A 19975-nucleotide genomic window follows, 5' to 3' on the forward strand; every position below is an offset into this window, starting at 1 on the left:
TCTTGTCTCCAGTCGGGGATCAGCGGTTCTGCTGCAGGACGCCGTTGCGCCAGGCATCCATCGTGTAGGTCCAGCCTCGGTCGATGACGTAGGTGGTTTCCGGGGCATCGATCAGCGCCGGTCCGGGGATGGTGTTTTCCGGTTCCAGGGCGCGCCAGTCGTAGACCGGGGTCTCGACCAGACCCAGGGCGGGGTCGAAGCAGGCCGGGCGGCTGCCGATCAGGGCGGCCGCCGGCGACGGCCCCTGCCCCGCCCGCTGCTTGAACTCGGTCTTTTGCTGGTTGACCGAGGCGGTCAGGTAGAAGCCCTCGACGTTGATGCCGCCGACCGGGAAGGCGGCTTCCGGCGAATAGATTTCCGAGTAGCGCTGCGTGAAGGCGTCGCACAGCTCCCGCGCATCCTCCTCGCTGTGCAGCAGCAGGCGCGGCACCGGAATCTTGGTCAGGTTGTACTGGCTGCCATAACGCATATCCAGTTCGAGGTGGAAATCCATCTGTTCTTCGCTGAAGCCTTCCAGCTTCAGGTCGCGGATCGCCATGCCCTTGAGCTCCTGGACGACGCGGTTGAAGGATTCGAGATCCTGCAGATAGGACTGCTTGTCCCAATGGAACAGCTTGAGCGAGCGCGAGACATCCCAGACCTGGCGGATCTCCATGGTGGAAGCCCCGAAGGCGCCAAAGACGGAGGCCACGGCCGGCACGACGACGGTCCTGGCGCCGATGTAGGGGGCAAAACCGCAGGCATGGGTGGCCCCGGCGCCGCCGCAGGCGAAGATGGCGAACTTGCGCGGGTCGTGGCCCTTAAGCGCCACTTCGTTGAAGACTTCCTGGCCCATGCGCGCATCGACCAGGCGCCGGATGCGGTAAGCCGCTTCGATGACGCTGATCCCGAGCGGCTTGGCGATCTTTTCGGCGATCACCTCGCGGGACAGTTCGACATCGAGATACATCTCGCCGGCCAGATAATTGTCCGGATTCAGGTAACCGAGAACCAGGTCGGCATCGGTGACGGTAGGCTCCTGGCCGCCCTTGTCGTAGCAGGCCGGGCCCGGCATCGAACCGGCCGATTGCGGGCCGACTTCGACGGTCTTGCCCATCAGTTCGTTGATCCAGGCAATCGAGCCGCCGCCTGCCCCGATCGACTTGACCTCGATGGCCGGAATATTGGTGCGCCAGCGGTCGATCACCGGGATGAAGTCGTGGGCGCGCAGTTCGCCATTGACGATGACGCCGATGTCGAAGGAGGTGCCGCCCATGTCGGTGAAGACGACGTTGGGGTAGCCGGAAAGCGCGCCGACCGCGGCCGAGCCGTACATGCCGGCGACCGGGCCGGCATTGTGGGTGAGGACCGCCTTGGTGCGCGAAACCTTCTTGGTGCCGCCGGTGTTGTGCACCAGGATCAGCGGCCGCTCGTAGCCGCCATCGCGCAGCTCGTTGCCGAGGCGATTCAGGTTGTCGGCCATCAGGCCGTGAATGTAGGCATTGACCACTGTCGTCATGGTCCGCGTGTATTCGCCGGCCTTCGGCGAAATCTCGCTGGACAGGGTCACCGGCATGGCGCCCAGGTAATCCTCGGGGTATTCCTCCTCGATGATCTGCTTGATCATGCGTTCGTGCTCGGGATTGACGAAGGACCACATCAGGCTGACGACGAAGCCCATCGCCCCATTGTCCACCAGCGCCTGCAGCTTGGCGAGGACATCCTCGCGGGAGAGCGGGCAGATGACCTTGCCATTGCAGTCGATGCGTTCGCTGATCCCGGCCACCATGTCGGGGTCGATCAGCGGCGCCGGCTTGGCGATCCGGGCCATGTCCTTGACCTCGTGGAGTGGCAGGCCGTCGGCCCAGCTCCGGGAGCGCCCGATGAAGATGGTGTCCTCGAAGCCGGCCGTGGTGATCAGGGCCAGCTTGGGGCCGTTGCGTTCGATCAGGGCATTGGTGCCCACCGTGGTCGAATAGCGCAGGGCATGGATCCGGGACAGGTACTCCCGGCTGGCCAGCGCCGAGCGCTTGGCCAGTTCGCGCATGCCGCGCATGAAGCCCACCGAGAGGTCGTAATGCGTGGTCGGTGTCTTGTAGACAATGATCTGTCCGTCGTCGCCGACCGAACAGAAATCGGTGAAGGTGCCGCCGATATCGATCCCTACGTTGAATCCCATGTTTGTCTCCGTTATGTTTTTTTGCTGCTTGTTCGTGGGTCAGGCGGCCAACGTTTGTCCGGTTTTCCGGGCCCGCTCGAGATCCGTTTCCTGGCCCGGGGAAGACCAGTAGGCCGCCGGATTCGAGCCGGGCAGTTCGCTCCCGCCGCCCTCGCCTTCCAGGGGCAGCCCCAGGCTTTGCCAGCCCGATCCATCGGCCGCCGCCAGCAGCTCGGCCACGGCCGGGTTGCCCGTGGCCGACGGTCCGAGCAGCAGATGATCGAGGCGCAAGGCACGCAGCCCGTTGATCGCCGCCGCCCCGTCGTCGTAGCCCGCGACCCGCAGGCCGAGAGGAATGCCGAAATACTCGGTGACGTTCTTCAGGGTGCTGCAGAGGCGGCGGTAGTCGGGACCGGCCAGCAGCGCCTCGCCCACATCCGCTTCATCGATGACCACCAGGTCCGGCCGGCAGGCGCCGACCATTTCCAGCAGCTTCACCAGGCCGGGCTTGATCCAGTCCAGGGAGGCGCGCTCCAGGGGCAAGCCCAGGCTGCGCACAAGGCGCGCCGGACCGGGCAAGGCCACGGCCAGCTCGCGTTCCGGACGGGCCGTTTCGGCCAGGCGGCGGGTGCATTCGAGCAGCGCGGCGAGGCTGTCGTGCTGCCAGGGCTCGTCGGGAAAGGCGGCGAAGGCCGCCAGGCAATGCTCGTTGTGAAAACCGACGGCGATGATCCGGGCGTCGACCAGTTTGGCGATGCGCGGCATGACATTGGCCCAGCGTGTCGCATCCGCCAGCAGCGTGGACACCGTGCAGCCTTCGACCTGGGCTGCGAGCTCGTCGAGCAGCGGCAGCCAGATGGGACGCTCAGGGGGCTCGCCCTTGGCGATGGCGTTAAAGTAACTCACCGCCATGCCCTAGCAGACACCGTGGCGGGCCTTGAGGGCAGCCACGTCGAGTTCGATGTCATGGGTGACCGGGTGTCCGGGCGGCAGGTACTCGTTCTCCAGCGTCGTGCCGCAACCCGGGCAATAGAACTCGAGCAGCCGGCAGAAATCGGGGTCCGGCGTAAACGAGAAGCTCGAGTCGGTCAGCGGCGGATGGGCGCTCGCCATGGGAACTTCGGCGACCAGGCAGCCGTGCTTGTAGTTGCTCGCGGCATCGGTCAATTCATGGCCGCAGGCATGGCAGTGCCATTTTTCCTGCGCCAGATCGATGTCCAGATATTCGGTGATCCTGACCTTCATTTATTGCATCCTTTCGATCAGCGCGTTGTCGTAGCGATCCACTTTCAGGGACCAGCCCTCCGGGATCACCATGGTGGTTTGGCGGGATTCGACAATCACCGGCCCCGCCACCTGGTGACCATTGCCGAGCAGTTCGCGGTCATAGACATCAACTCCGACGGCCGGGCCGCGGCGGTGCAGGCTGACCTGGCGCTGGCCGCGCCAGGCGGCATCGAGCGGTGCGCTGGTCGCCGGCACCTCGCGCGGCAGGTAATGGGCGACCGGCGCCTTGCCGAACAGTCCCAGGGTGCAGAGCGTGAGCGCGGGATTGCCATCGAGACCGAGCAAGGCGGCGGCTTTTTCCTGCACCGCGCGCCGGCCGGCCGGACTATGGTGAAAATCGATGGGCGCTGCGATCTTGGCCTCCTCGCCGGCGTCGGAACGGACGATCAATTCCAGTTCCCAGCCCACGCTGTCGGCGGCAAAGCCCTCGCCGCGCATGTCGGCCTCGGCACGCCGGCGCAGTTCGCCGACCGCCTGGTCGACCGGCGACAAGTCAGCGCCTTCGTGCAGGGGCAGATCCAGGCGCCGGTAATAGAGATGGCCGACATCCATCAGCGACGATGAATAGGCCGAAAACACGGCGGAGAACGGCGTCACGACCAGGGTCGAAATGCCCGAGGCCTGGGCGATGGCACAGCTGTGCAGCGGCCCGGCGCCGCCATAGACCACCAGCAGCGGATCGGGGTGCGGCCCCATGTCCTTGCGCAGCGCGCCGAGTTCGCGGCCGACATCGGCCTCCACCGTCTCCTTGATCAGCCAGGCAGCTTCGCTGACGGAAATTCCCAGCGGCGTGGCGACATCCTGCTCGATGGCGGCCATCGCCTTTTCGCGGTCCAGCTTTTTGCTGCCGCCCAGGAAGTATTCCGGGTCCAGCCAGCCGAGCACCAGATTGGCATCGGTCACCGTCGCCCGCTTGCCGCCCAGGCCGAAACAGGCCGGTCCGGGCAAGGCGCCGGCCGATTGCGGACCAACCCGCAAGACACCGTCCACCACCTCGGCAATCGAGCCGCCGCCGGCGCCCAGGGCGCGGATGGCCAGCATCGGCAGGTTGCAGCCGAAGCCTTCGACGTCCGGACGCAGCGCATAGCTCGGTTCGCCGTCCACCACGAAGCCGATATCGAAGGAGGTGCCCCCCATGTCGCCCGACATGACGCAGCGCGCCCCGTAAAGCGCCCCGATTTCCTTGGCCCCGAGCAGGCCGGCGGCCGGCCGGAGTTGTAGGTATTGATCGCCCGGGTCTTGGCCACCCGCGCCACGGCCCCGTTGTTGTGGCCGATGAACAGGTGGCCGCGATACTGCTGCCGGCGCAGGTCTTCGCCGGCCTTGTAGAGCAGGCGGGTCAGCTTGCCGTGGATGTAGGCATTCAGAGATGCCGTATTGATCCGTTCCTGATAGCCCGGGCGCTGCACGATATCGCTGCTCAGGAAGACCGGCACCGAACCCAGGTAGTCCCGCGGATATTCACGTTTGATGCTCTCGCGGACGAAGCGCTCGTTCTCGGCATTGAGATCGGCGTGATCGAGGGCGATGACCAGGCAGCGGGCACCGCGGTCGATCAGCGACTGTGCGGCGGCCAACACTTGATCCCGTTCCGGCACCCGGCGGACCAGGCCGGCGGCGCTGGTTTCTTCGTGGATCGCCGCCACCATGCTGCTCTCCACCAGCGGCCGCTTGCCGCCGCTGGCCTCGGTCGGACACAGCCCTCGCAACCGGCGGTAATAATCAGGCCGATCTTGGGACCATCGCGCTGGATGATGGAGTTGGTGCCGATCGTGTTGGAAAACCGGATGATATCGGTGTCATACAAAAAATCGCCCAGCGGCACCGCGAAGGCCTTGGCGGACTCCTTGATGCACTCCATGAAGCAAACCGTCAGATCGTGCGGCGTGGTCGGTGTCTTGACCGTCCGGAACTGATCGCCCCGGGTAACGAAACCATCGGTGAACGTGCCACCCGTATCAATATCGACTGTAAAGCCCATACACATTGTCTCCTTTATGATTTTTTCGTTCAGGTACGGCCGGCTCAGCTACGCCCGGGCGGCACGCCGACGGCCCCGTAGAGGATGAAGGTAATCATCTCGTCATAGACCTGCTCGCTGTCCAGCGGACCGTCGGGGCGATACCAGCGGAGCTGCCAATTGACGACGCCGAGGATGTTGAAGGCCAGTATCTTGGTATTGCCGGCCTTCACCCAGCCTTCCTGCTTGAGCTCGTCGAGAATGCCGACGTAGATGCCGAGTATCCGTTTCTGGATTTCCTTGCTCGCCTTGTCACCATCCACCGACATCCGGTCGTGGCTGATCAGGAACATCTTCGACTCTTTGTGATAGTCGGCGGAGGCCACCAGGTGCGTTCGCAAGAGGCGGCGAAAGCGCTCCAGGGCGTGGCCGCCACCGGCCAGCGCCGCTTCCAGCTTGCCCGGCAGGGCCTTGATCGAATACTCGAGAATCGCCGACCACAGCCCCTCCTTGTTCTGGAAGTAGTGATAGACCACCGAGACGCTCACCCCCAGTGTTTTGGCGATATCCCGAATCGAAGTGCCCTCGAAACCATTCTCGGAAAACAAATCCAGCGCGGCCTGCAAAAGCTCCTCCCGGCGCCCAGGCTTTTCCCTTTCCAGATCGACGACGTTGTCTTTGACGGTTCCCATATTTCACTTTCACCCAAAAATTGATTTCGATCCTGCTTGCCACCCGGACTAGAACGATCGTTCTGCTAGGCATTCTATTTAACGGATTTTGCTTGTCAATACAAAAGTTGAAAATTTTCATAAAACATGGCAAATATTTCTATCTTATTGTTTTTATTATTTATTTTCGCACGCCATCAACAATAGGCAATGAATATTGGAAAAAGAACGATCGTTCTATATACTTTCCAGAAGCTACCAAGTTGTGGCCGACATAGGCCGAACCCGGAGCAGCCGGATCGCTCCGCAGGCCAATCCCGAACACCAAGATTGAGGAGACATTAGATGAACAGAGTTGCAGGCAAGACCATCCTGATTACCGGCGCCGCCAATGGCCTGGGGCGCGAAACGGCAAAGCTTCTGGCGGCCGAAGGGGGCACCGTCTGGCTGACGGATATCGACGACGCCGGTGGCCGGGAGGTCGTTGCCGAGATCACCGAAGCCGGCGGCAAGGCGCACTATCTGCACCACGACGTCAGTTCGCCGGAAGCCTGGGAGGCGGTCTTCACCACCCTCAAGGGCGAGGAGCGCAAGCTGGATATCCTGGTCAACAACGCCGGCGGCGGAACCTACAACGACATCGAAACCGTCACCTTCGCCGAATGGCGCCGGATCATGTCCATCAACCTCGACGCGACCTTCCTCGGCACCCAGCTCGCCATCAAGTGGATGAAGACCACCGGCGGCGGCAGCATTGTCAATGTCAGCTCCGTGGCCGCCTTCTCCGGCGCCCCCAACCTCGCCGCCTATTGCGCCGCCAAGGCTGGCATCCACATGCTATCCAAATCGGCCGCTGTCTATGCCGGACAAAAGGGCTACCAGATCCGCGTCAACTCCATTCACCCGGGCCTGGTGGACACCAAGGCCGGCAAGGAAATGGCCATGCTGGCCACCGGCGCCCCCGAAGAACAGGCCATCCAGGCCTTCACCGCCCTGCATCCGATTGGGCGGATCGGAAAACCCATAGACATTGCCAACGGCATTCTTTACCTGGCCTCCGACGAATCAAGCTTCGTCACCGGCACCCATCTGATTATTGACGGTGGGTTTACTGCCGTCTGAAAAGACAAGAAAAAACCCGCAGAGCCTTGCGCTGTGCGGGTTTCGTTTTGTTGACATAAAAGCGGAGCATCGTCTCTGAGTGGCCGCTTTCACAAGCAGCGGAAGACAGCATCGTGCCCAATGCAGACCATCGGCCCGTCGCGAGCTTAAGGGCTGGTAACAAAGTGCAGCAGCCGTTCCAGACGACTTCACTGACAAGTCCTCGGCCTGAACTTCCATTTGGACTACGCGCCACCGACGCTCGCTATGACCAGCTCTCCGGTTATAGGCGCCGCCATTGGCTTGAACGATCAGCTGCCACCTCAGGTTACTACCGCACCTGACCCTGAACGGTCATACGGTCGTTGTCGGCAAAGCGCCGCAGAGGAATCACGCTTGGCGTGCAGCACACCCGGTAGTGCCGTCTACCGCCAGCGGGGGCAAAGGTGCCTGAGAGAGTCAGTTGTGGTGCTCAGGACCAGGCAGCCGGATCAATGTTGCCGACCGCCCGAAACGCCGGCTTGCAGAAAAAATAACCCTGAAACAGTTCGACGCCGCATTCAAGCAGGCAGTCGCGCTCGGCGCGGGTTTCGATGCCTTCGGCCAGCAACCTGATTTTCAGTTGCCGACAGATGTGGGCAATGCCTTCCACGATCGCCTGCTTTGGCCGGCTGGTATCGATGTCACGCACCAGGTCCATGTCGATCTTGATGATATCGGGTTGAAATTCGGCGAGCAGGTTAAGGCCCGCGTAACCGGCCCCGAAATCGTCGATCGCGGTCATGAATCCGAAGCGCCGGTACTCCTCAAAAATATTGATCAGATGCGGCCGGTCGGTCACCTTCTCGCCCTCGACGACCTCGAAAATGATGTTTTCCTTTGGAAAGCCGTACGTTGTCGCGGCCTCGAAGGTCGAGCGGATGCAGGCCGCCGGCTCGTACACCGCGTTGGGCAGAAAATTGATCGACAGCAACTCGCGGATCCCCAGTTCCGCAGCCCCCTTGACGGCACCGACGCGACAGCCCTGGTCGAAACGATATCGATTGTCGTCATTGACACGGGCCAGCACCGAAGCTGCCGTTTCGCCGTTAATGCCGCGAACCAAGGCCTCATGGGCAAAAATCGATCGAGCGCGAAAATCGACGATTGGCTGGTAGGCAAAAGCAAAGTCAAAATCCAGCGTCTCGAGGTCCCGGCAACGACTGCATCCAGGCAAGTCGACCGAGCCAGAAATTTCGGTCGATGGCGTCAAGCTCTTGGACATCGCAGTTTTTCCTGAATTGTGGCCGGAACGACCGTAACGCGACCGGGTAATTGCGCGATAGCATAGATCGGGCAACCGGGGATACCCGGCAAAAGTTACAACCGGGGAGAGACCATGAGATATCTGCCCATCAGTATCAGTTCCCCCGCCGCATCGCAACTCCCATTAATTCGCGATCTTGCAAAAATAAGTCGGGCGATCCGGATATGTGAGTTCAGACACGATTAATTCTAGGTCAAATATGGGGTTAATGATCAGTTTGCATCAACAGCGCGAACTCTCGCCAAGAATCGATCCAATAAGAACTTCGTCGTCGTATCGTTAGCCAACTCGAATCGACTTCGCAACAGATCTTCAAAATTTATCGATATGCCATCTTTTTCTCCCAGGCATGCCATTGCCCATTTGCTAAACATGGGGAACATAATGGGAACGGCGTGTAAGAGGGTGACGTGGCTATGACGTTTGTCTTCTGAAATCCTAAGATAGCACCTGAGCAGAACTTCCTCCGGGCCTTCAAGCACCTGAAGAAAATAGCCAAACGAATAGATTAGGATCCCGGTCATGCCGTGTTCTGAATTGAAAGCTCTTGCCTTCTTTAATACATGTTGAAGATCATCTTCAGAAATTGCTTTTTCCGCTTTGCTCAGATAGACAATTCTCAGAAGATTTCCGCATGTTAATGAGGATTCCGTTTCCACCGTGAAGCCCTCAACTGAACTGTTAATAGCGGAAATAATAGCCCTAGTTTCACTGTGCAGTTCAATTTATGACGTCCCCCAGCGTTGATTCTGGGCCGCTGAGGTCGATCTTCCGGCGACCACAGCGCCAACTTTGGCTATCCAGCGGGAACCGATGCAGGATATGCGAACGGCAGCAATGCAACTGACGCTCACCCGGCACGCCCTTGATGGCCGATAAAGCCGAGTTGTGCGAATAGGCCAAACGGCATGTCTCCGAGCACAGCCGCCGTTCCAACGGCACCAATTTGGCCAGGGCGAATTTCCGCTACTGGCCGAAAGGTCCCAACCAATAGCGTATCTAAACCAGCCGTTTCGCGGCTTGGCCGACCCGAATTGGCTGTCATTCAATGGGCTACTTCAATCGAAAACCCGCCAGCGCAAATGACGATCAGTCCAGATGCTTCTCGGCCAGGAATCTGGACATTAGATCGGCAATCTGCACATTGTTGAGATCCGAGAACGGGAAGTGGGTATTGCCGCGAATGCCGATCTCCGGCAGATGCACGACCTTCGCATCGCCGCCGTGGCGATTGATGGCTTCCGCCCAGAGTTTGGCCATGGCGAGGCGCGCACGCCAGCCGTCCTGGCCAGGATTGGCCGTCGGCTCCGCGGGAATGAAATCGCCGTAATAGATGATGATCGGAATCCTGGTCAGCTTGGCGAACTCCGAGCGGCGCACCGCCACGGGCTCCAGCGCACCGGCGGAGCTTGTCATGGCCGGCGGCAGCTCGCCCTCGGGAAAGACAAAACCGCTGCCGGGCTCGTACGAGACGATGGCGCGAATGCGCGGATTCTTCATGGCGGCCAGCCATCCCATGCCACAGCTGTGCGAGTGGGTGACCAGGATTCCCGGGCCAATCCTGTCGAACAAGGCGGAGACCGCATCGCTGCTCACCTTGACGTCAATGGGGCCCGTATCCGGGGTCATGGAACGGAAATACTGCTCCAGCGCCTCTTTGGAACGCGAGAACTGCACGCCAGGGAAATAGTCGGGCCAGACTCCGACCCGGAAGGTGTTGAACCAGCGTTGTTCATCGGGCGTGGCGCTGACCGTCCCACCCATCGTGCCTCGCCCGGCCGCGCCACGACGTGGCTGGTCGATCAGGTAGGTGGCGAATTGCCGCCGCAGGAAGATGGTCTGATAGTCTTCATGGCCATCCGGAGTCGTTTCCCATGTCTTGGAGAACTGACCGAAACCGTGCCACATCACGAGCGGCAGTTTTCTCGCATTCACCGGCACCTGGTAGAACACACGGGCATGGTCGCCGTGCAGCGTTTGCCCGCCGGAAGCCGGATTCAGCGTCTCGAAGCTGCCGAGGCTTTGACTCATCGTGCCGCCGACGGCAAAACTGCCCTGCTCCTGAATCATGAGCGGTTTCGCTTGGACTTCCGGGGCGGCGATGGCCGGCGTTGATGCGGTCATGGCAGCGAACAGCAGCGCGACCGATAGTCGAAGACCGTGCTGTGTGATGCTCATGATCGTCCTTTCACCTGAGCGATTCGCCATAAAACCGGGACAGCTTGTCGACTGCCTGATTCACGTACTGCGGTTTCCAGTAGGTTTCGATGTGCGTTGCGTCGTCGATCTTGAACAGTTCCTTGTCCTTCGTGCCGGTGGCCTTGGCGAAGGCATCCTCGGTCATATACAAGCTGTCGGCCTTGCTACCCGCGATCATCAGCAACAGCTTGTCGATCAGTTCGATCTGGTTGGTGGCGTCGAAGCGCATCAGGTCCAGCAAACTGCTCGTCGTGTATTTGAAAGTCGAGTTGGGGTCGCACCATTGCAGCGCCTTTCGCCGCGCCAGCGATGGCCGTGTCGTTCCATGGCGCGTGAGGGTTGGCGACGGCATGCAGGAGCAGTATGTCCGCCCGACCTTTTGCACCAACGACGAGGCCTTCGAACTGCGTGCCGTTGTCGCCGGCGAGGTGATCGGCCAACTTGCCATCCCCTCAGCCGCATCGTTGATTCGCTCTGGACGTCTGGTTCCGTTGTTGCTGGAACATACGGCCGACAATTACAGCCTGTTCATCTACTACGGCAGCCGCGCCGCCCAGCCGGCCCGGGTGCGCCGATTTATCGATCTAGCCGTCGAGCGACTGACCGACAGCACCGATTTCGTGCTCAGAAATGAAGAACTGGCGAGCGCACACGCCAAAGGGATGCAGCTATCGACTCAATGATGCAAATCCGCCAAGGCGCTCCTCTGCCGGAAGGGAAGCGAAGGGCGGCTTACCGCCGCATTGCCACCTGGCACCGATCGGTCCTCCGAGGGAAGCACCGGTTAAGGGTTATCCGATGCAGACGGTCAGGCCAACCGGCAGCGGACCTTGGCCCTGAACGGAACGGGTACCGAAGCGCGTAGTGAGCCACCCGGTCACTCTTGTGATTGATCGAGCCATGGCTCGTAACCCTAACTGGACAAACCCGCCACCTTGGCCCGCGCCATATGCAGTTTTTTGTAGCTGTCGATCAGGCGCTGGTGCCGGTCGAGCCCTTCCAGTTTCATGCTCGTAGGCGTCAGGCCGAAGAAGCGCACGCTGCCGTCCACTGACCCCATCACCGCATCCATCCGCGGGTTGCCAAACATCCGGCGGAAATTGACCAAGTAATCGTCGAGTTCCAGCTCGTCGTCGAGCAGCACCTCCAGCACCACATCCAGGGCCTGATAAAACAATCCGCGCTCGACCGTGTTCTCGTTGTATTGCAGGTAGGTTTTCACCTGTTCGTGCGCCGCTTCGAATTGCTGCAAGGCGAGATTGATCAACAGCTTCAACTCGAGAATCGTCAACTGACCCCATTCCGTATTCTCGTCAAACTCGACACCGATCAAGGTGATGATGTCGGTGTAATCGTCGAGTTCGCTGTCTTCCAGACGTTCAAGCAGCGCTTCCAGGCCGGCGTCCTCGAGACTGTGAAGGTTCAGGATATCGGCGCGGAAGGCCAGCGACTTATTGGTGTTATCCCAGATCAAATCTTCAATCGGATAAATTTCCGAATAACCCGGCACCAGGATGCGGCAGGCCGTTGCGCCCAGCTGGTCATACACCGCCATGTACACTTCCTTGCCCATGGCTTCGAGAATGCCGAACAAGGCGGCAGCCTCCTCGGCATTGGATTCCTCACCCTGACCGGAAAAGTCCCACTCGACAAAATCGAAATCGGCTTTGGCGCTGAAAAAGCGCCACGACACCACGCCGCTGGAGTCGATAAAGTGTTCGACGAAGTTGTTCGGCTCGGTGACGGCGTTACTTTCAAAGGTCGGCCGCGGCAGATCGTTCAGGCCCTCAAAACTGCGCCCCTGCAGCAACTCGGTCAGACTGCGCTCCAGCGCCACCTCCAGGCTCGGGTGTGCGCCGAACGACGCAAACACACCACCGGTACGCGGATTCATCAAGGTGACGCACATCACGGGGAACTCGCCGCCCAGCGAGGCATCCTTAACCAACACCGGAAAGCCCTGCTTTTCCAGCTCCTCGATACCGGCCAGAATGCCGGGATACTTCGCCAGCACGTCCTGCGGCACATCCGGCAGCGCGATTTCGCCTTCGAGGATTTCGCGTTTGACCGCCCGCTCGAAAATTTCCGACAAGCACTGCACCTGCGCTTCGGCCAGCGTGTTGCCGGCGCTCATGCCATTGCTGAGGAACAGGTTGTCGATCAGGTTGGTCGGGAAATACACCACCTCGCCGTCCGACTGGCGGACATAGGGCAGCGTACAGATGCCGCGCTGCACATTGCCGGAATTGGTGTCATACAGATGCGAGGCGCGCAGCTCGCCATCGGGGTTGTAAATTCCCAGGCAGTATTCGTCGAGAATCCCGGCCGGCAGCGCATCCTTGCGACCCGGCTTGAACCAGCGCTCGTTCGGGTAATGCACAAATGCCGCATTGGCGATGTCTTCGCCCCAGAACTGGTCGTTGTAGAAGTGATTGCAACTCGCCCGCTCGATGAACTCGCCCAGGGCCGACGCCAGCGCGCTTTCCTTGGTCGCGCCCTTGCCATTGGTGAAGCACATCGGCGAATGCGCATCGCGGATATGCAGCGACCAGACGTTGGGTACCAGGTTGCGCCACGAGGCGATTTCGATCTTCATGCCCAGGCCCGCCAAAAGGCCGGACATGTTGGCGATGGTTTGCTCCAGCGGCAGATCCTTGCCGGCGATATAGGTGCTGGTTTCCGAATCCGGATTCAGTGTCAGCAAGGCCTGCGCATCGGCGTCCAGATTTTCCACCTCCTCGATCACGAACTCGGGCCCGGTCTGCACCACCTTTTTGACGGTACACCGGTCGATGGAACGCAGGATGCCCTGCCGATCCTTGGCCGAGATATCCGCCGGCAACTCGACCTGGATCTTGAAAATTTGCTGGTAGCGGTTTTCCGGATCGACGATGTTGTTCTGCGACAGCCGGATGTGCTCGGTCGGGATGTTGCGCGTGTCGCAGTACAACTTCACGAAGTAAGCCGCACACAAAGCCGATGAAGCCAGGAAATAATCGAACGGCCCCGGCGCCGAGCCATCGCCCTTGTAGCGGATTGGCTGGTCGGCGATGACCGTGAAATCATCGAACTTGGCTTCAAGACGAAGCTTGTCGAGAAAATTGACCTTAATTTCCATGCGGGAATCCCAGCGTTCAAAACGAATTGGCCGCCATTATCCGGTTTTCCCAGTGGGAAAACCGTGCTTCTCAGCAGTTCTGGGCTCCGGGGCACTGGCGCCGACAACAGCATGCACAGCCGAAGAAACCCGCGAAGTGCTCCAGGCTCGCCGACTTCACATATGACGCTGTCGCGGGGTCGCAAACGGCTACCTGACTTATTTCATCCAGTCAGGCTCAGCGTACCTAACCTTCTATCGTGGAGAACCGGCTCGCTTGACCTCGTCCGACAAGTATCGAGCCAGCGACTGGACAATGAAGAAGCCAAAACGGGAGTCTTGGTAGAAGAGTTCCAGAGCCTTCTCTGCGGCAAGGCTGTAGAGTTCACAGTCCTCCTCGCAACGCAATGTGCCGCTCCGAACTGCATTTTCCGCAAAGACACCAACCTCGCCGATCACGGCGCCAGGCTCTAGCAGTTTGTCCAGTTCGATCAGACGAACACGTCCTTTGTGCAGTAGGAGTATGCGGTCAGCCGGATCGCCACGGCTGAAGATGAATTGGCCACGACTGAATTTTTCCGTTCTCATGAATGGTATGAGGTGCTCGAATTCAACTCGATCGTGCGAGGCGTTATGGACGGCACGAATCGTCCGCCGGACTTCGCGCAGCCGAATGATGTTCAGCGGCAGCAGCGATACATGCAGGACGAGAATCGGCAGAACTTTGTCGAAGATTCCGTAATTCAGGCCCATCAGGCCATAGCAGATGAAGACAAGGTTGCTGGCGATGGCGGCCTGTCGCAAGGGAACGATCGTCTTCATGAAAAAGGTCATGAAGACCAGTCCGGCGGCCACCCAGGCTACGATTTGCATGAGCAACTTCTTCTCCTTGTGTTGTCCGGATCAGAACTGTCGCAACATGTATTGGCGAGAGCCGAGTCATGCTGCCGCTGAAAGCTCAGTTTAACAGCCATTTTTTCGAGTGGGGCGGGCCATAACATGAGGGCACAAACGACCCGATCTGATTCTTGCTGCTACCTGTCCGAGCAAGATAGATGGCAGTTGCTGTGGCAGTAGCGCCAGAGATAGCAGGTGCAGACAACCTGCTATTCGCCATCTGATCCTCGGCAAATGTGCCGAGGGTGCCAGGGTTGGCCATCGTCTCCAAGTCGGTTATTACGGCCTTTGGGATACCTCCCAAGCTACGTCAGCTATTTAGCCGATTGTGAGAGTTCGACTTGGCATGAAGAGATCACCTGCAATTTGCCACATGCATATTCATTGCCGAAGCCACCAACTCATCCATCGCGATAGCCTTGGCATGACAAGGTAAGACATGGCGACTGCCACCATGGCCGTAAATATCGCTGTTCTGATCAGGAATGGCAGGTTGGACAGCAATGGGGAGATAAACCAAAGTAGCAAGGCTACCGTCGGGAATATCCCCATCCAACTCACGATTGTCATCCGCCATTTCGGCGGATGCGCTGTTGCCGGGATAAGCTCGGGGCCAAACCACGCATCAAGGCCGGACAACAGCCGATATTCCGGATCGCCCACGGCCACGGCACGGAGTCGCTCGTGCCAAGTTGCGCGCTCCGCCGAGCTATTCCAGCGCTCCAGATCCTGTTCCGTGGCGAAGCGCTGAATAAGCTGATATTCGCCGCCCGCGATGGCCGGCGGTATCAACTGAGCCGCCACATAGCCCGGAAACTGGCTGGCCTGACGAAACATGGCCCGAACCATCGCCTCGTAGGCTTCCTCGCACCCCGCCTTGGCACGGCGCCGCACGACACGAACAACAGCTTCGCTCACTATGCTTCCCTTTATTCAGGCGGGGGCAGGACGCGCCAGCCCCCGGGCATCAGACGGCCAGTCCGCGTTCGCGGGCCATGGTCATGGCGGTGTCCTCGATCATGTCCTCCTGGCCGCCGACCATGCCCCGGCGGCCGAGTTCGACCAGGATGTCGCGGGCCGGGACGCCGTATTTCACGGCGGCGCGCTTGGCGAAGAGCAGGAAGGAGCCATAGACCCCGGCGTAGCCCAGGGTCAGCGCATCGCGGTCGATGCGGATCGGGAAGTCCATGATCGGCACGACGAGGTCTTCGGCAACGTCGGTGATCTTCGCAACATCGACGCCGGTCTCGATGCCCATCAGGCTGCAGACGGCGATCAGCACTTCCATCGGCGTATTGCCCGCCCCGGCCCCAAGGCCAGCGGCGGCCGCATCGATGCGGTTGGCCCCGACTTCGATGGCGGCGATCGAGTTGGCGATGCCCATCGCCAGGTTGTGGTGGCCATGGAAACCGAGTTCAGTTTCCGGCTTGAGGGCTTGTCTTACTGCACCCAGGCGTTCCTTGACGCCGTCCGGCAGCAGGTGGCCGGCCGAGTCGGTGACGTAGATGCAGTTGGCACCATAACCTTCCATGAGCTTGGCCTGCTTGACCAGGCCTTCCGGGGTGTTCATGTGGCTCATCATCAGGAAGCCGACGGTGTCCATGTCGAGCTTGCGGGCCATGGTGATGTGCTGCTCCGAGACATCGGCCTCGGTGCAGTGGGTGGCGACGCGGATGGTGTGCACACCGAGCTCACGCGCCATCTTCAGGTGGTCGACGGTGCCGATGCCGGGCAGCAGCAGGGCCGAGATCTTGGCCTGCTTCATCTTGGGGATCACGGCGCCGAGATACTCTTCGTCGGCATGGGCCGGGAAGCCGTAATTGACCGAGGAGCCGCCCAGGCCGTCGCCGTGGGTGACTTCGATGAGCGGCACGCCGGCGGCATCGAGGCCGCTGGCGATGGCGATCATCTGGTCGAGGGTCATCTGGTGACGCTTGGGGTGCATGCCGTCGCGCAGCGTCATGTCGTGGACGGTAACGATCTTGCCTTTGAGATTCATGGTTTTCTCCTGGGGTTCGCGGGGCGCGCTCAGTGGGCGCCGCAGCCGGCGGTGTTGGCGACGCCGACGGTATCGACCGCTTCGAGGGTCAGCCGTCCTTTGAGGATTTCCTCGGCGAACATTTCGGCGGTGCGGGCGGCGGCGGCGGTCATGATGTCGAGGTTGCCGGCGTAGGTCGGCAGGAAGTCGCCGAGCCCCTGGACTTCGAGGAAGACCGAGACGCGGTTGCCGTCGAAGACCGGGCCGTTGACCAGGCGGTAGCCCGGCACGTAGCGCTGGACTTCGGCGATCATGGTCAGGATGGAGTCGGTGATCCGCGCCTGGTCGGGGGTGCCTTCGGTCAGGCAGTGCACGGTGTCGCGCATGATGAGCGGCGGTTCGGCTGGGTTGATGATGATGATCGCCTTGCCCTTTTCGGCACCGCCGACCTGCTCGATGGCACCCGAGGTGGTGCGGGTGAATTCGTCGATGTTCTTGCGGGTGCCGGGGCCGGCACTCTTCGAGCTGATAGTGGCGACGATCTCGCCGTACTTGACCTTCTGGACGCGGGAGATGGCGGCGACCATGGGGATGGTGGCCTGCCCGCCGCAGGTAACCATGTTGACGTTCATTTCCTTGCGCCCGACCAGTTCCTTGAGATTGACCGGCGGCACGCAGAATGGGCCGATGGCGGCCGGCGTCAGGTCGATCATCAGGACGCCCAGAGCATTGAGCTTCCGGGTGTTCTCGGCATGGACGTAGGCCGAGGTGGCGTCGAAGGCGATCTGCACGCCGTCGGCCAGGACGTGCGGCAGCAGGCCGTCGACGCCTTCCGACGTGACTTTGAGGCCCATGTCGGCGGCGCGCTTCAGGCCTTCGGATTCGGGGTCGATGCCGACCATCCAGGCCGGCTCCAGAAACGGGCTGCGCTTCAGTTTGTAGAGCAGGTCGGTACCGATGTTGCCGGGGCCGATCAGCGCGCATTTGATTTTTTGGGTCATCAATATTTTCCTTATTGATCGTTGTTCAGCAAATGGTCGAAACAATCCCGCCTTCGACGCGCAGCGCGGCACCTGTCGTCGCAGCGGCTCGTGCGCTGCAGACATAGGCGACCAGCGCAGCCACTTCGGCGGGATCGATCATGCGTTTGATAATTGAGGTCTGACGCCCTTCGGCAAAAAAGCGGCGCTCCATTTCATCGAGGCCGATACCCGCCTCGGCGGCCAGCTTGCCGAAGAACTCGCCGACGCCTTCGGAGCGAGTCGGTCCGGGCAGCACGGCATTGACCGTAACGCCCGTACCGGCGCAGCTTTGGGCCAGACCGCGAGACACCGCGAGCTGGGCCGACTTGGTCATCCCGTAATGGACCATCTCGCCCGGCGTGTTGATGCCAGATTCGCTGGAGATGAACACGATCCGCCCCCAGTTGGCCGCCTTCATGGCCGGCAGGTAGTGGCGGGCCAGACGAACGCCGCTCATCACATTGACGTCGAAGAAGCGTTGCCATTCGGAATCGGGAATGGCTTCGAACGGCACCGGGTCGAAGATACCGAGGTTGTTAACCAGGATATCGGCCTGCGGGCAGGCGTCGAATAGCGTCTGGCAGCCTTCGGCCGAGGACAGGTCGGCCGCCACGCCCTGCACGTCAGCACCGGCAACCAGCGAACGGAGTCGGGCAATGGCCGCGTCGACGCTTTTCTGGCTGCGGCCATTGATCACCACCTTGGCGCCTTCACGGGCCAGTTCGGCCGCGATCGCAAACCCGATGCCGGCCGTGGAGCCGCTTACCAATGCACGCTTTCCCGAAATCTGAAAATCCATAGTCAAGCTCCCAAAGAAAAGCCGTAATCAATTCACCATCACGATATTAGTCAACAATATCGGTGTCAATACATTTTCTCGATATTTTTTATTTCGAACAACAACCACCAAAAAACTCCAATAGAACATAAAATTATCGGATCAATTTCCTTGAATACCATCGACATGAAACTGAACACTCGCCGCGCAAAGAAAGCACCGACGACGTCATGACCGAACCGAAGACCCTGGTTGAGTCGGCCTATCGAAACTTACGCCGCGACATCATCGAGGGGCGCCTGCCCCCGGGTGAAAAACTGCGCATCGAGCACATCAAGGACAACTACGGCGTCGGCGCCGGCACCATGCGCGAAGCCTTGTCGCTGCTGATTGCCGATGCCCTGGTCATCTCTCAGGGACAGCGCGGATTCCGCGTCGCCCCGGCCTCGCTTGAGGATTTTGGCGACATCACCGAAACCCGCGTCATGCTCGAATGCGAAGCCCTGCGCCAGTCCATCGCCCTGGGCGACGATGCCTGGGAGGGCGAATTGCTCTCTGCCTTCCATCGCCTGACCAAGGCCGAAGAGAAGCTCTCGGGCAACGGCAACCGCGAGGAATGGGAAGAGCGCAACCGCATCTTCCATGAGGTTCTGATCGAGGCCTGCCCGTCACACTGGATCAAGCACTTCCTGTCGATCCTGTATCACCAGGCCGAGCGTTATCGTCGCCTGACGCTGCAATACAAGACGCTGCTCGACCGCGATGTGCACGCCGAGCACGAGAACCTGTTCAAGGCGGTTCTGGCGCGCGACGCCGACCAGGCCTGCGAACTGCTGGCCGAACACATTCGCTTCACCTACCGGGCGATGCGAATGCTGCCCAGCGAAGCGCTGAACCCCTGACCAGGCCATGCCGAGGTAGGCATGGATTGGTTCACGCACTGAGGATGCTGGCCGACGATATGCCCCGGGTTATTGTTTCCAAAACAAAAAAAGGCCCGCCAGGGCGGGCCGAAATACCCGAATCCATTCCCGGATCTGCCACTCATACATTTCCGGAAAGCAACCACGAACAGAACCGGATTCGGGCGAGGAGAACGCAGGCCGAACTGAACGCTAGGCCTTGACGACCTTGCGCCGCATGACCAGCGGTGCACCGGCATGCACCCGTTTGACCAGCCAGGTGGCGAGCGCCGAATCCAGGTAATCGGCATGCGCCGGGAACCACTCCATCAAGGCCACCGCCAGTTCGCGAACGATGGCCACGTCGCCCTCGGCCAGGTGGCGCTGAACCTCGTAAACCGAAGCGAGCACCTTGTTGTGTTCGTCGATATGGCAGTCGCGCGGCGGAAAATCGTTCTTTTCCATCCATTCGTTTTCCTGGGCGAAATGGGCCTCGGCGTGCGCCGCGAATGCCACCAGGGCATCGCCCAGCCCGCCATCGTCCACCGTCAGCAAGGCGTTAACCAAGTCGACAAACTCCCGGTGGGTTTCATCCATTTCGCCATGGCCGAGCAGATAGCGGTCATCCCAGGCAAATTCC

The 19975-nt window shown here is 60.5% G+C and carries 19 protein-coding genes and 1 pseudogene; 3 read left to right on the plus strand and 17 right to left on the minus strand.

Going from position 1 to position 19975, the window contains the following annotated elements:
• Positions 1-19 precede the first annotated feature (19 nt).
• The 6 genes and pseudogenes from NQE15_RS18270 to NQE15_RS18295 all read right to left on the minus strand — a co-directional run bounded on the left by NQE15_RS18270 (position 20) and on the right by NQE15_RS18295 (position 6076).
• Positions 20-2158 (minus strand): hydantoinase/oxoprolinase family protein, encoded by a 2139-nt coding sequence (locus NQE15_RS18270; RefSeq protein ID WP_265943421.1) that lies wholly within the window; start codon positions 2156-2158, stop codon positions 20-22.
• A gap of 39 nt (positions 2159-2197) precedes the next feature.
• Positions 2198-3043: a hypothetical protein gene (locus NQE15_RS18275; protein ID WP_265943423.1), complete on the minus strand. Its 846-nt coding sequence runs from the start codon at positions 3041-3043 to the stop codon at positions 2198-2200.
• Between the two features lie 9 nt (positions 3044-3052).
• Complete coding sequence (locus NQE15_RS18280) at positions 3053-3382, minus strand: acetone carboxylase subunit gamma (protein ID WP_265943424.1); 330 nt, start codon at positions 3380-3382, stop codon at positions 3053-3055.
• Complete coding sequence (locus tag NQE15_RS18285; protein ID WP_265943426.1) at positions 3383-4573, minus strand: hydantoinase/oxoprolinase family protein; 1191 nt, start codon at positions 4571-4573, stop codon at positions 3383-3385.
• Positions 4574-4944: 371 nt separating this feature from the next.
• A pseudogene (locus NQE15_RS18290) lies at positions 4945-5411 on the minus strand (hydantoinase/oxoprolinase N-terminal domain-containing protein); the annotation flags it as partial.
• A 38-nt stretch (positions 5412-5449) separates the two neighbouring features.
• Entirely contained in the window at positions 5450-6076 is a 627-nt protein-coding gene (locus NQE15_RS18295) for a TetR/AcrR family transcriptional regulator (RefSeq protein ID WP_265943428.1), read from the minus strand.
• 324 nt (positions 6077-6400) lie between these two features.
• On the opposite strand from NQE15_RS18295, the gene NQE15_RS18300 reads away from it, so the two are divergent.
• Positions 6401-7177, plus strand: coding sequence for a glucose 1-dehydrogenase (locus tag NQE15_RS18300; protein ID WP_265943430.1), 777 nt, complete (start codon positions 6401-6403; stop codon positions 7175-7177).
• A gap of 451 nt (positions 7178-7628) precedes the next feature.
• Here the strand turns inward: NQE15_RS18300 and NQE15_RS18305 are convergent, their stop codons facing one another.
• The 4 genes from NQE15_RS18305 to NQE15_RS18320 form a co-directional block, all read right to left on the minus strand.
• Complete coding sequence (locus NQE15_RS18305) at positions 7629-8420, minus strand: EAL domain-containing protein (protein ID WP_265943432.1); 792 nt, start codon at positions 8418-8420, stop codon at positions 7629-7631.
• A gap of 254 nt (positions 8421-8674) precedes the next feature.
• Entirely contained in the window at positions 8675-9121 is a 447-nt protein-coding gene (locus NQE15_RS18310; protein WP_265943435.1) for a BLUF domain-containing protein, read from the minus strand.
• Positions 9122-9551: 430 nt separating this feature from the next.
• The gene (locus tag NQE15_RS18315; protein ID WP_265943437.1) at positions 9552-10640 is read right to left on the minus strand and encodes an alpha/beta hydrolase; all 1089 of its coding nucleotides are present in this window, start codon (positions 10638-10640) and stop codon (positions 9552-9554) included.
• A gap of 10 nt (positions 10641-10650) precedes the next feature.
• Positions 10651-11013 (minus strand): alpha/beta hydrolase, encoded by a 363-nt coding sequence (locus tag NQE15_RS18320; protein ID WP_265943439.1) that lies wholly within the window; start codon positions 11011-11013, stop codon positions 10651-10653.
• Between NQE15_RS18320 and NQE15_RS18325 the strand changes: the two genes are divergently transcribed.
• Positions 11012-11344, plus strand: a complete 333-nt coding sequence (locus NQE15_RS18325; RefSeq protein WP_265943441.1) for a LysR substrate-binding domain-containing protein — start codon at positions 11012-11014, stop codon at positions 11342-11344. The two genes, NQE15_RS18320 and NQE15_RS18325, sit on opposite strands and share 2 nt — an antisense overlap.
• Before the next feature lie 230 nt (positions 11345-11574).
• Here the strand turns inward: NQE15_RS18325 and NQE15_RS18330 are convergent, their stop codons facing one another.
• The 6 genes from NQE15_RS18330 to NQE15_RS18355 form a co-directional block, all read right to left on the minus strand.
• Positions 11575-13779 (minus strand): OsmC domain/YcaO domain-containing protein, encoded by a 2205-nt coding sequence (locus tag NQE15_RS18330; RefSeq protein ID WP_265943444.1) that lies wholly within the window; start codon positions 13777-13779, stop codon positions 11575-11577.
• 234 nt (positions 13780-14013) lie between these two features.
• Positions 14014-14631: a Crp/Fnr family transcriptional regulator gene (locus NQE15_RS18335; RefSeq protein ID WP_265950334.1), complete on the minus strand. Its 618-nt coding sequence runs from the start codon at positions 14629-14631 to the stop codon at positions 14014-14016.
• 405 nt (positions 14632-15036) lie between these two features.
• Positions 15037-15573: an antibiotic biosynthesis monooxygenase gene (locus NQE15_RS18340; protein ID WP_265943446.1), complete on the minus strand. Its 537-nt coding sequence runs from the start codon at positions 15571-15573 to the stop codon at positions 15037-15039.
• A 49-nt stretch (positions 15574-15622) separates the two neighbouring features.
• Positions 15623-16654, minus strand: coding sequence for a 4-hydroxy-2-oxovalerate aldolase (gene dmpG / locus NQE15_RS18345; RefSeq protein WP_265943448.1), 1032 nt, complete (start codon positions 16652-16654; stop codon positions 15623-15625).
• 29 nt (positions 16655-16683) lie between these two features.
• The gene (locus tag NQE15_RS18350) at positions 16684-17634 is read right to left on the minus strand and encodes an acetaldehyde dehydrogenase (acetylating) (protein WP_265943450.1); all 951 of its coding nucleotides are present in this window, start codon (positions 17632-17634) and stop codon (positions 16684-16686) included.
• A gap of 25 nt (positions 17635-17659) precedes the next feature.
• Positions 17660-18454 carry an SDR family NAD(P)-dependent oxidoreductase gene (locus tag NQE15_RS18355; RefSeq protein WP_265943452.1) on the minus strand — a complete coding sequence of 265 codons (795 nt, stop codon included), beginning with the start codon at positions 18452-18454 and terminating at the stop codon, positions 17660-17662.
• Positions 18455-18663: 209 nt separating this feature from the next.
• On the opposite strand from NQE15_RS18355, the gene NQE15_RS18360 reads away from it, so the two are divergent.
• Entirely contained in the window at positions 18664-19335 is a 672-nt protein-coding gene (locus NQE15_RS18360; protein WP_265943454.1) for a GntR family transcriptional regulator, read from the plus strand.
• A 213-nt stretch (positions 19336-19548) separates the two neighbouring features.
• Here NQE15_RS18360 and NQE15_RS18365 read toward each other — a convergent pair whose 3' ends face one another.
• A complete protein-coding gene (locus NQE15_RS18365; RefSeq protein ID WP_416336548.1) occupies positions 19549-19932 on the minus strand; it encodes a hemerythrin domain-containing protein in 384 nt (127 codons plus the stop codon).
• Between the last annotated feature and the right edge of the window lie 43 nt (positions 19933-19975).

It is taken from the genome of Dechloromonas sp. A34, assembly GCF_026261605.1.
Lineage (GTDB): Bacteria > Pseudomonadota > Gammaproteobacteria > Burkholderiales > Rhodocyclaceae > Azonexus.

Coding starts and splice junctions, on each gene's coding strand:
- NQE15_RS18270 (WP_265943421.1), bottom strand. CDS start 2,158: ATGGGATTCAACGTAGGGATCGATATCGGCGGCACCTTCACCGATTTC.
- NQE15_RS18280 (WP_265943424.1), bottom strand. CDS start 3,382: ATGAAGGTCAGGATCACCGAATATCTGGACATCGATCTGGCGCAGGAA.
- NQE15_RS18285 (WP_265943426.1), bottom strand. CDS start 4,573: ATGTCGGGCGACATGGGGGGCACCTCCTTCGATATCGGCTTCGTGGTG.
- NQE15_RS18295 (WP_265943428.1), bottom strand. CDS start 6,076: ATGGGAACCGTCAAAGACAACGTCGTCGATCTGGAAAGGGAAAAGCCT.
- NQE15_RS18300 (WP_265943430.1), top strand. CDS start 6,401: ATGAACAGAGTTGCAGGCAAGACCATCCTGATTACCGGCGCCGCCAAT.
- NQE15_RS18305 (WP_265943432.1), bottom strand. CDS start 8,420: ATGTCCAAGAGCTTGACGCCATCGACCGAAATTTCTGGCTCGGTCGAC.
- NQE15_RS18315 (WP_265943437.1), bottom strand. CDS start 10,640: ATGAGCATCACACAGCACGGTCTTCGACTATCGGTCGCGCTGCTGTTC.
- NQE15_RS18325 (WP_265943441.1), top strand. CDS start 11,012: ATGCAGGAGCAGTATGTCCGCCCGACCTTTTGCACCAACGACGAGGCC.
- NQE15_RS18320 (WP_265943439.1), bottom strand. CDS start 11,013: ATGCCGTCGCCAACCCTCACGCGCCATGGAACGACACGGCCATCGCTG.
- NQE15_RS18330 (WP_265943444.1), bottom strand. CDS start 13,779: ATGGAAATTAAGGTCAATTTTCTCGACAAGCTTCGTCTTGAAGCCAAG.
- NQE15_RS18335 (WP_265950334.1), bottom strand. CDS start 14,631: ATGCAAATCGTAGCCTGGGTGGCCGCCGGACTGGTCTTCATGACCTTT.
- dmpG (WP_265943448.1), bottom strand. CDS start 16,654: ATGAATCTCAAAGGCAAGATCGTTACCGTCCACGACATGACGCTGCGC.
- NQE15_RS18350 (WP_265943450.1), bottom strand. CDS start 17,634: ATGACCCAAAAAATCAAATGCGCGCTGATCGGCCCCGGCAACATCGGT.
- NQE15_RS18355 (WP_265943452.1), bottom strand. CDS start 18,454: ATGGATTTTCAGATTTCGGGAAAGCGTGCATTGGTAAGCGGCTCCACG.
- NQE15_RS18360 (WP_265943454.1), top strand. CDS start 18,664: ATGACCGAACCGAAGACCCTGGTTGAGTCGGCCTATCGAAACTTACGC.
- NQE15_RS18365 (WP_416336548.1), bottom strand. CDS start 19,932: ATGGATGAAACCCACCGGGAGTTTGTCGACTTGGTTAACGCCTTGCTG.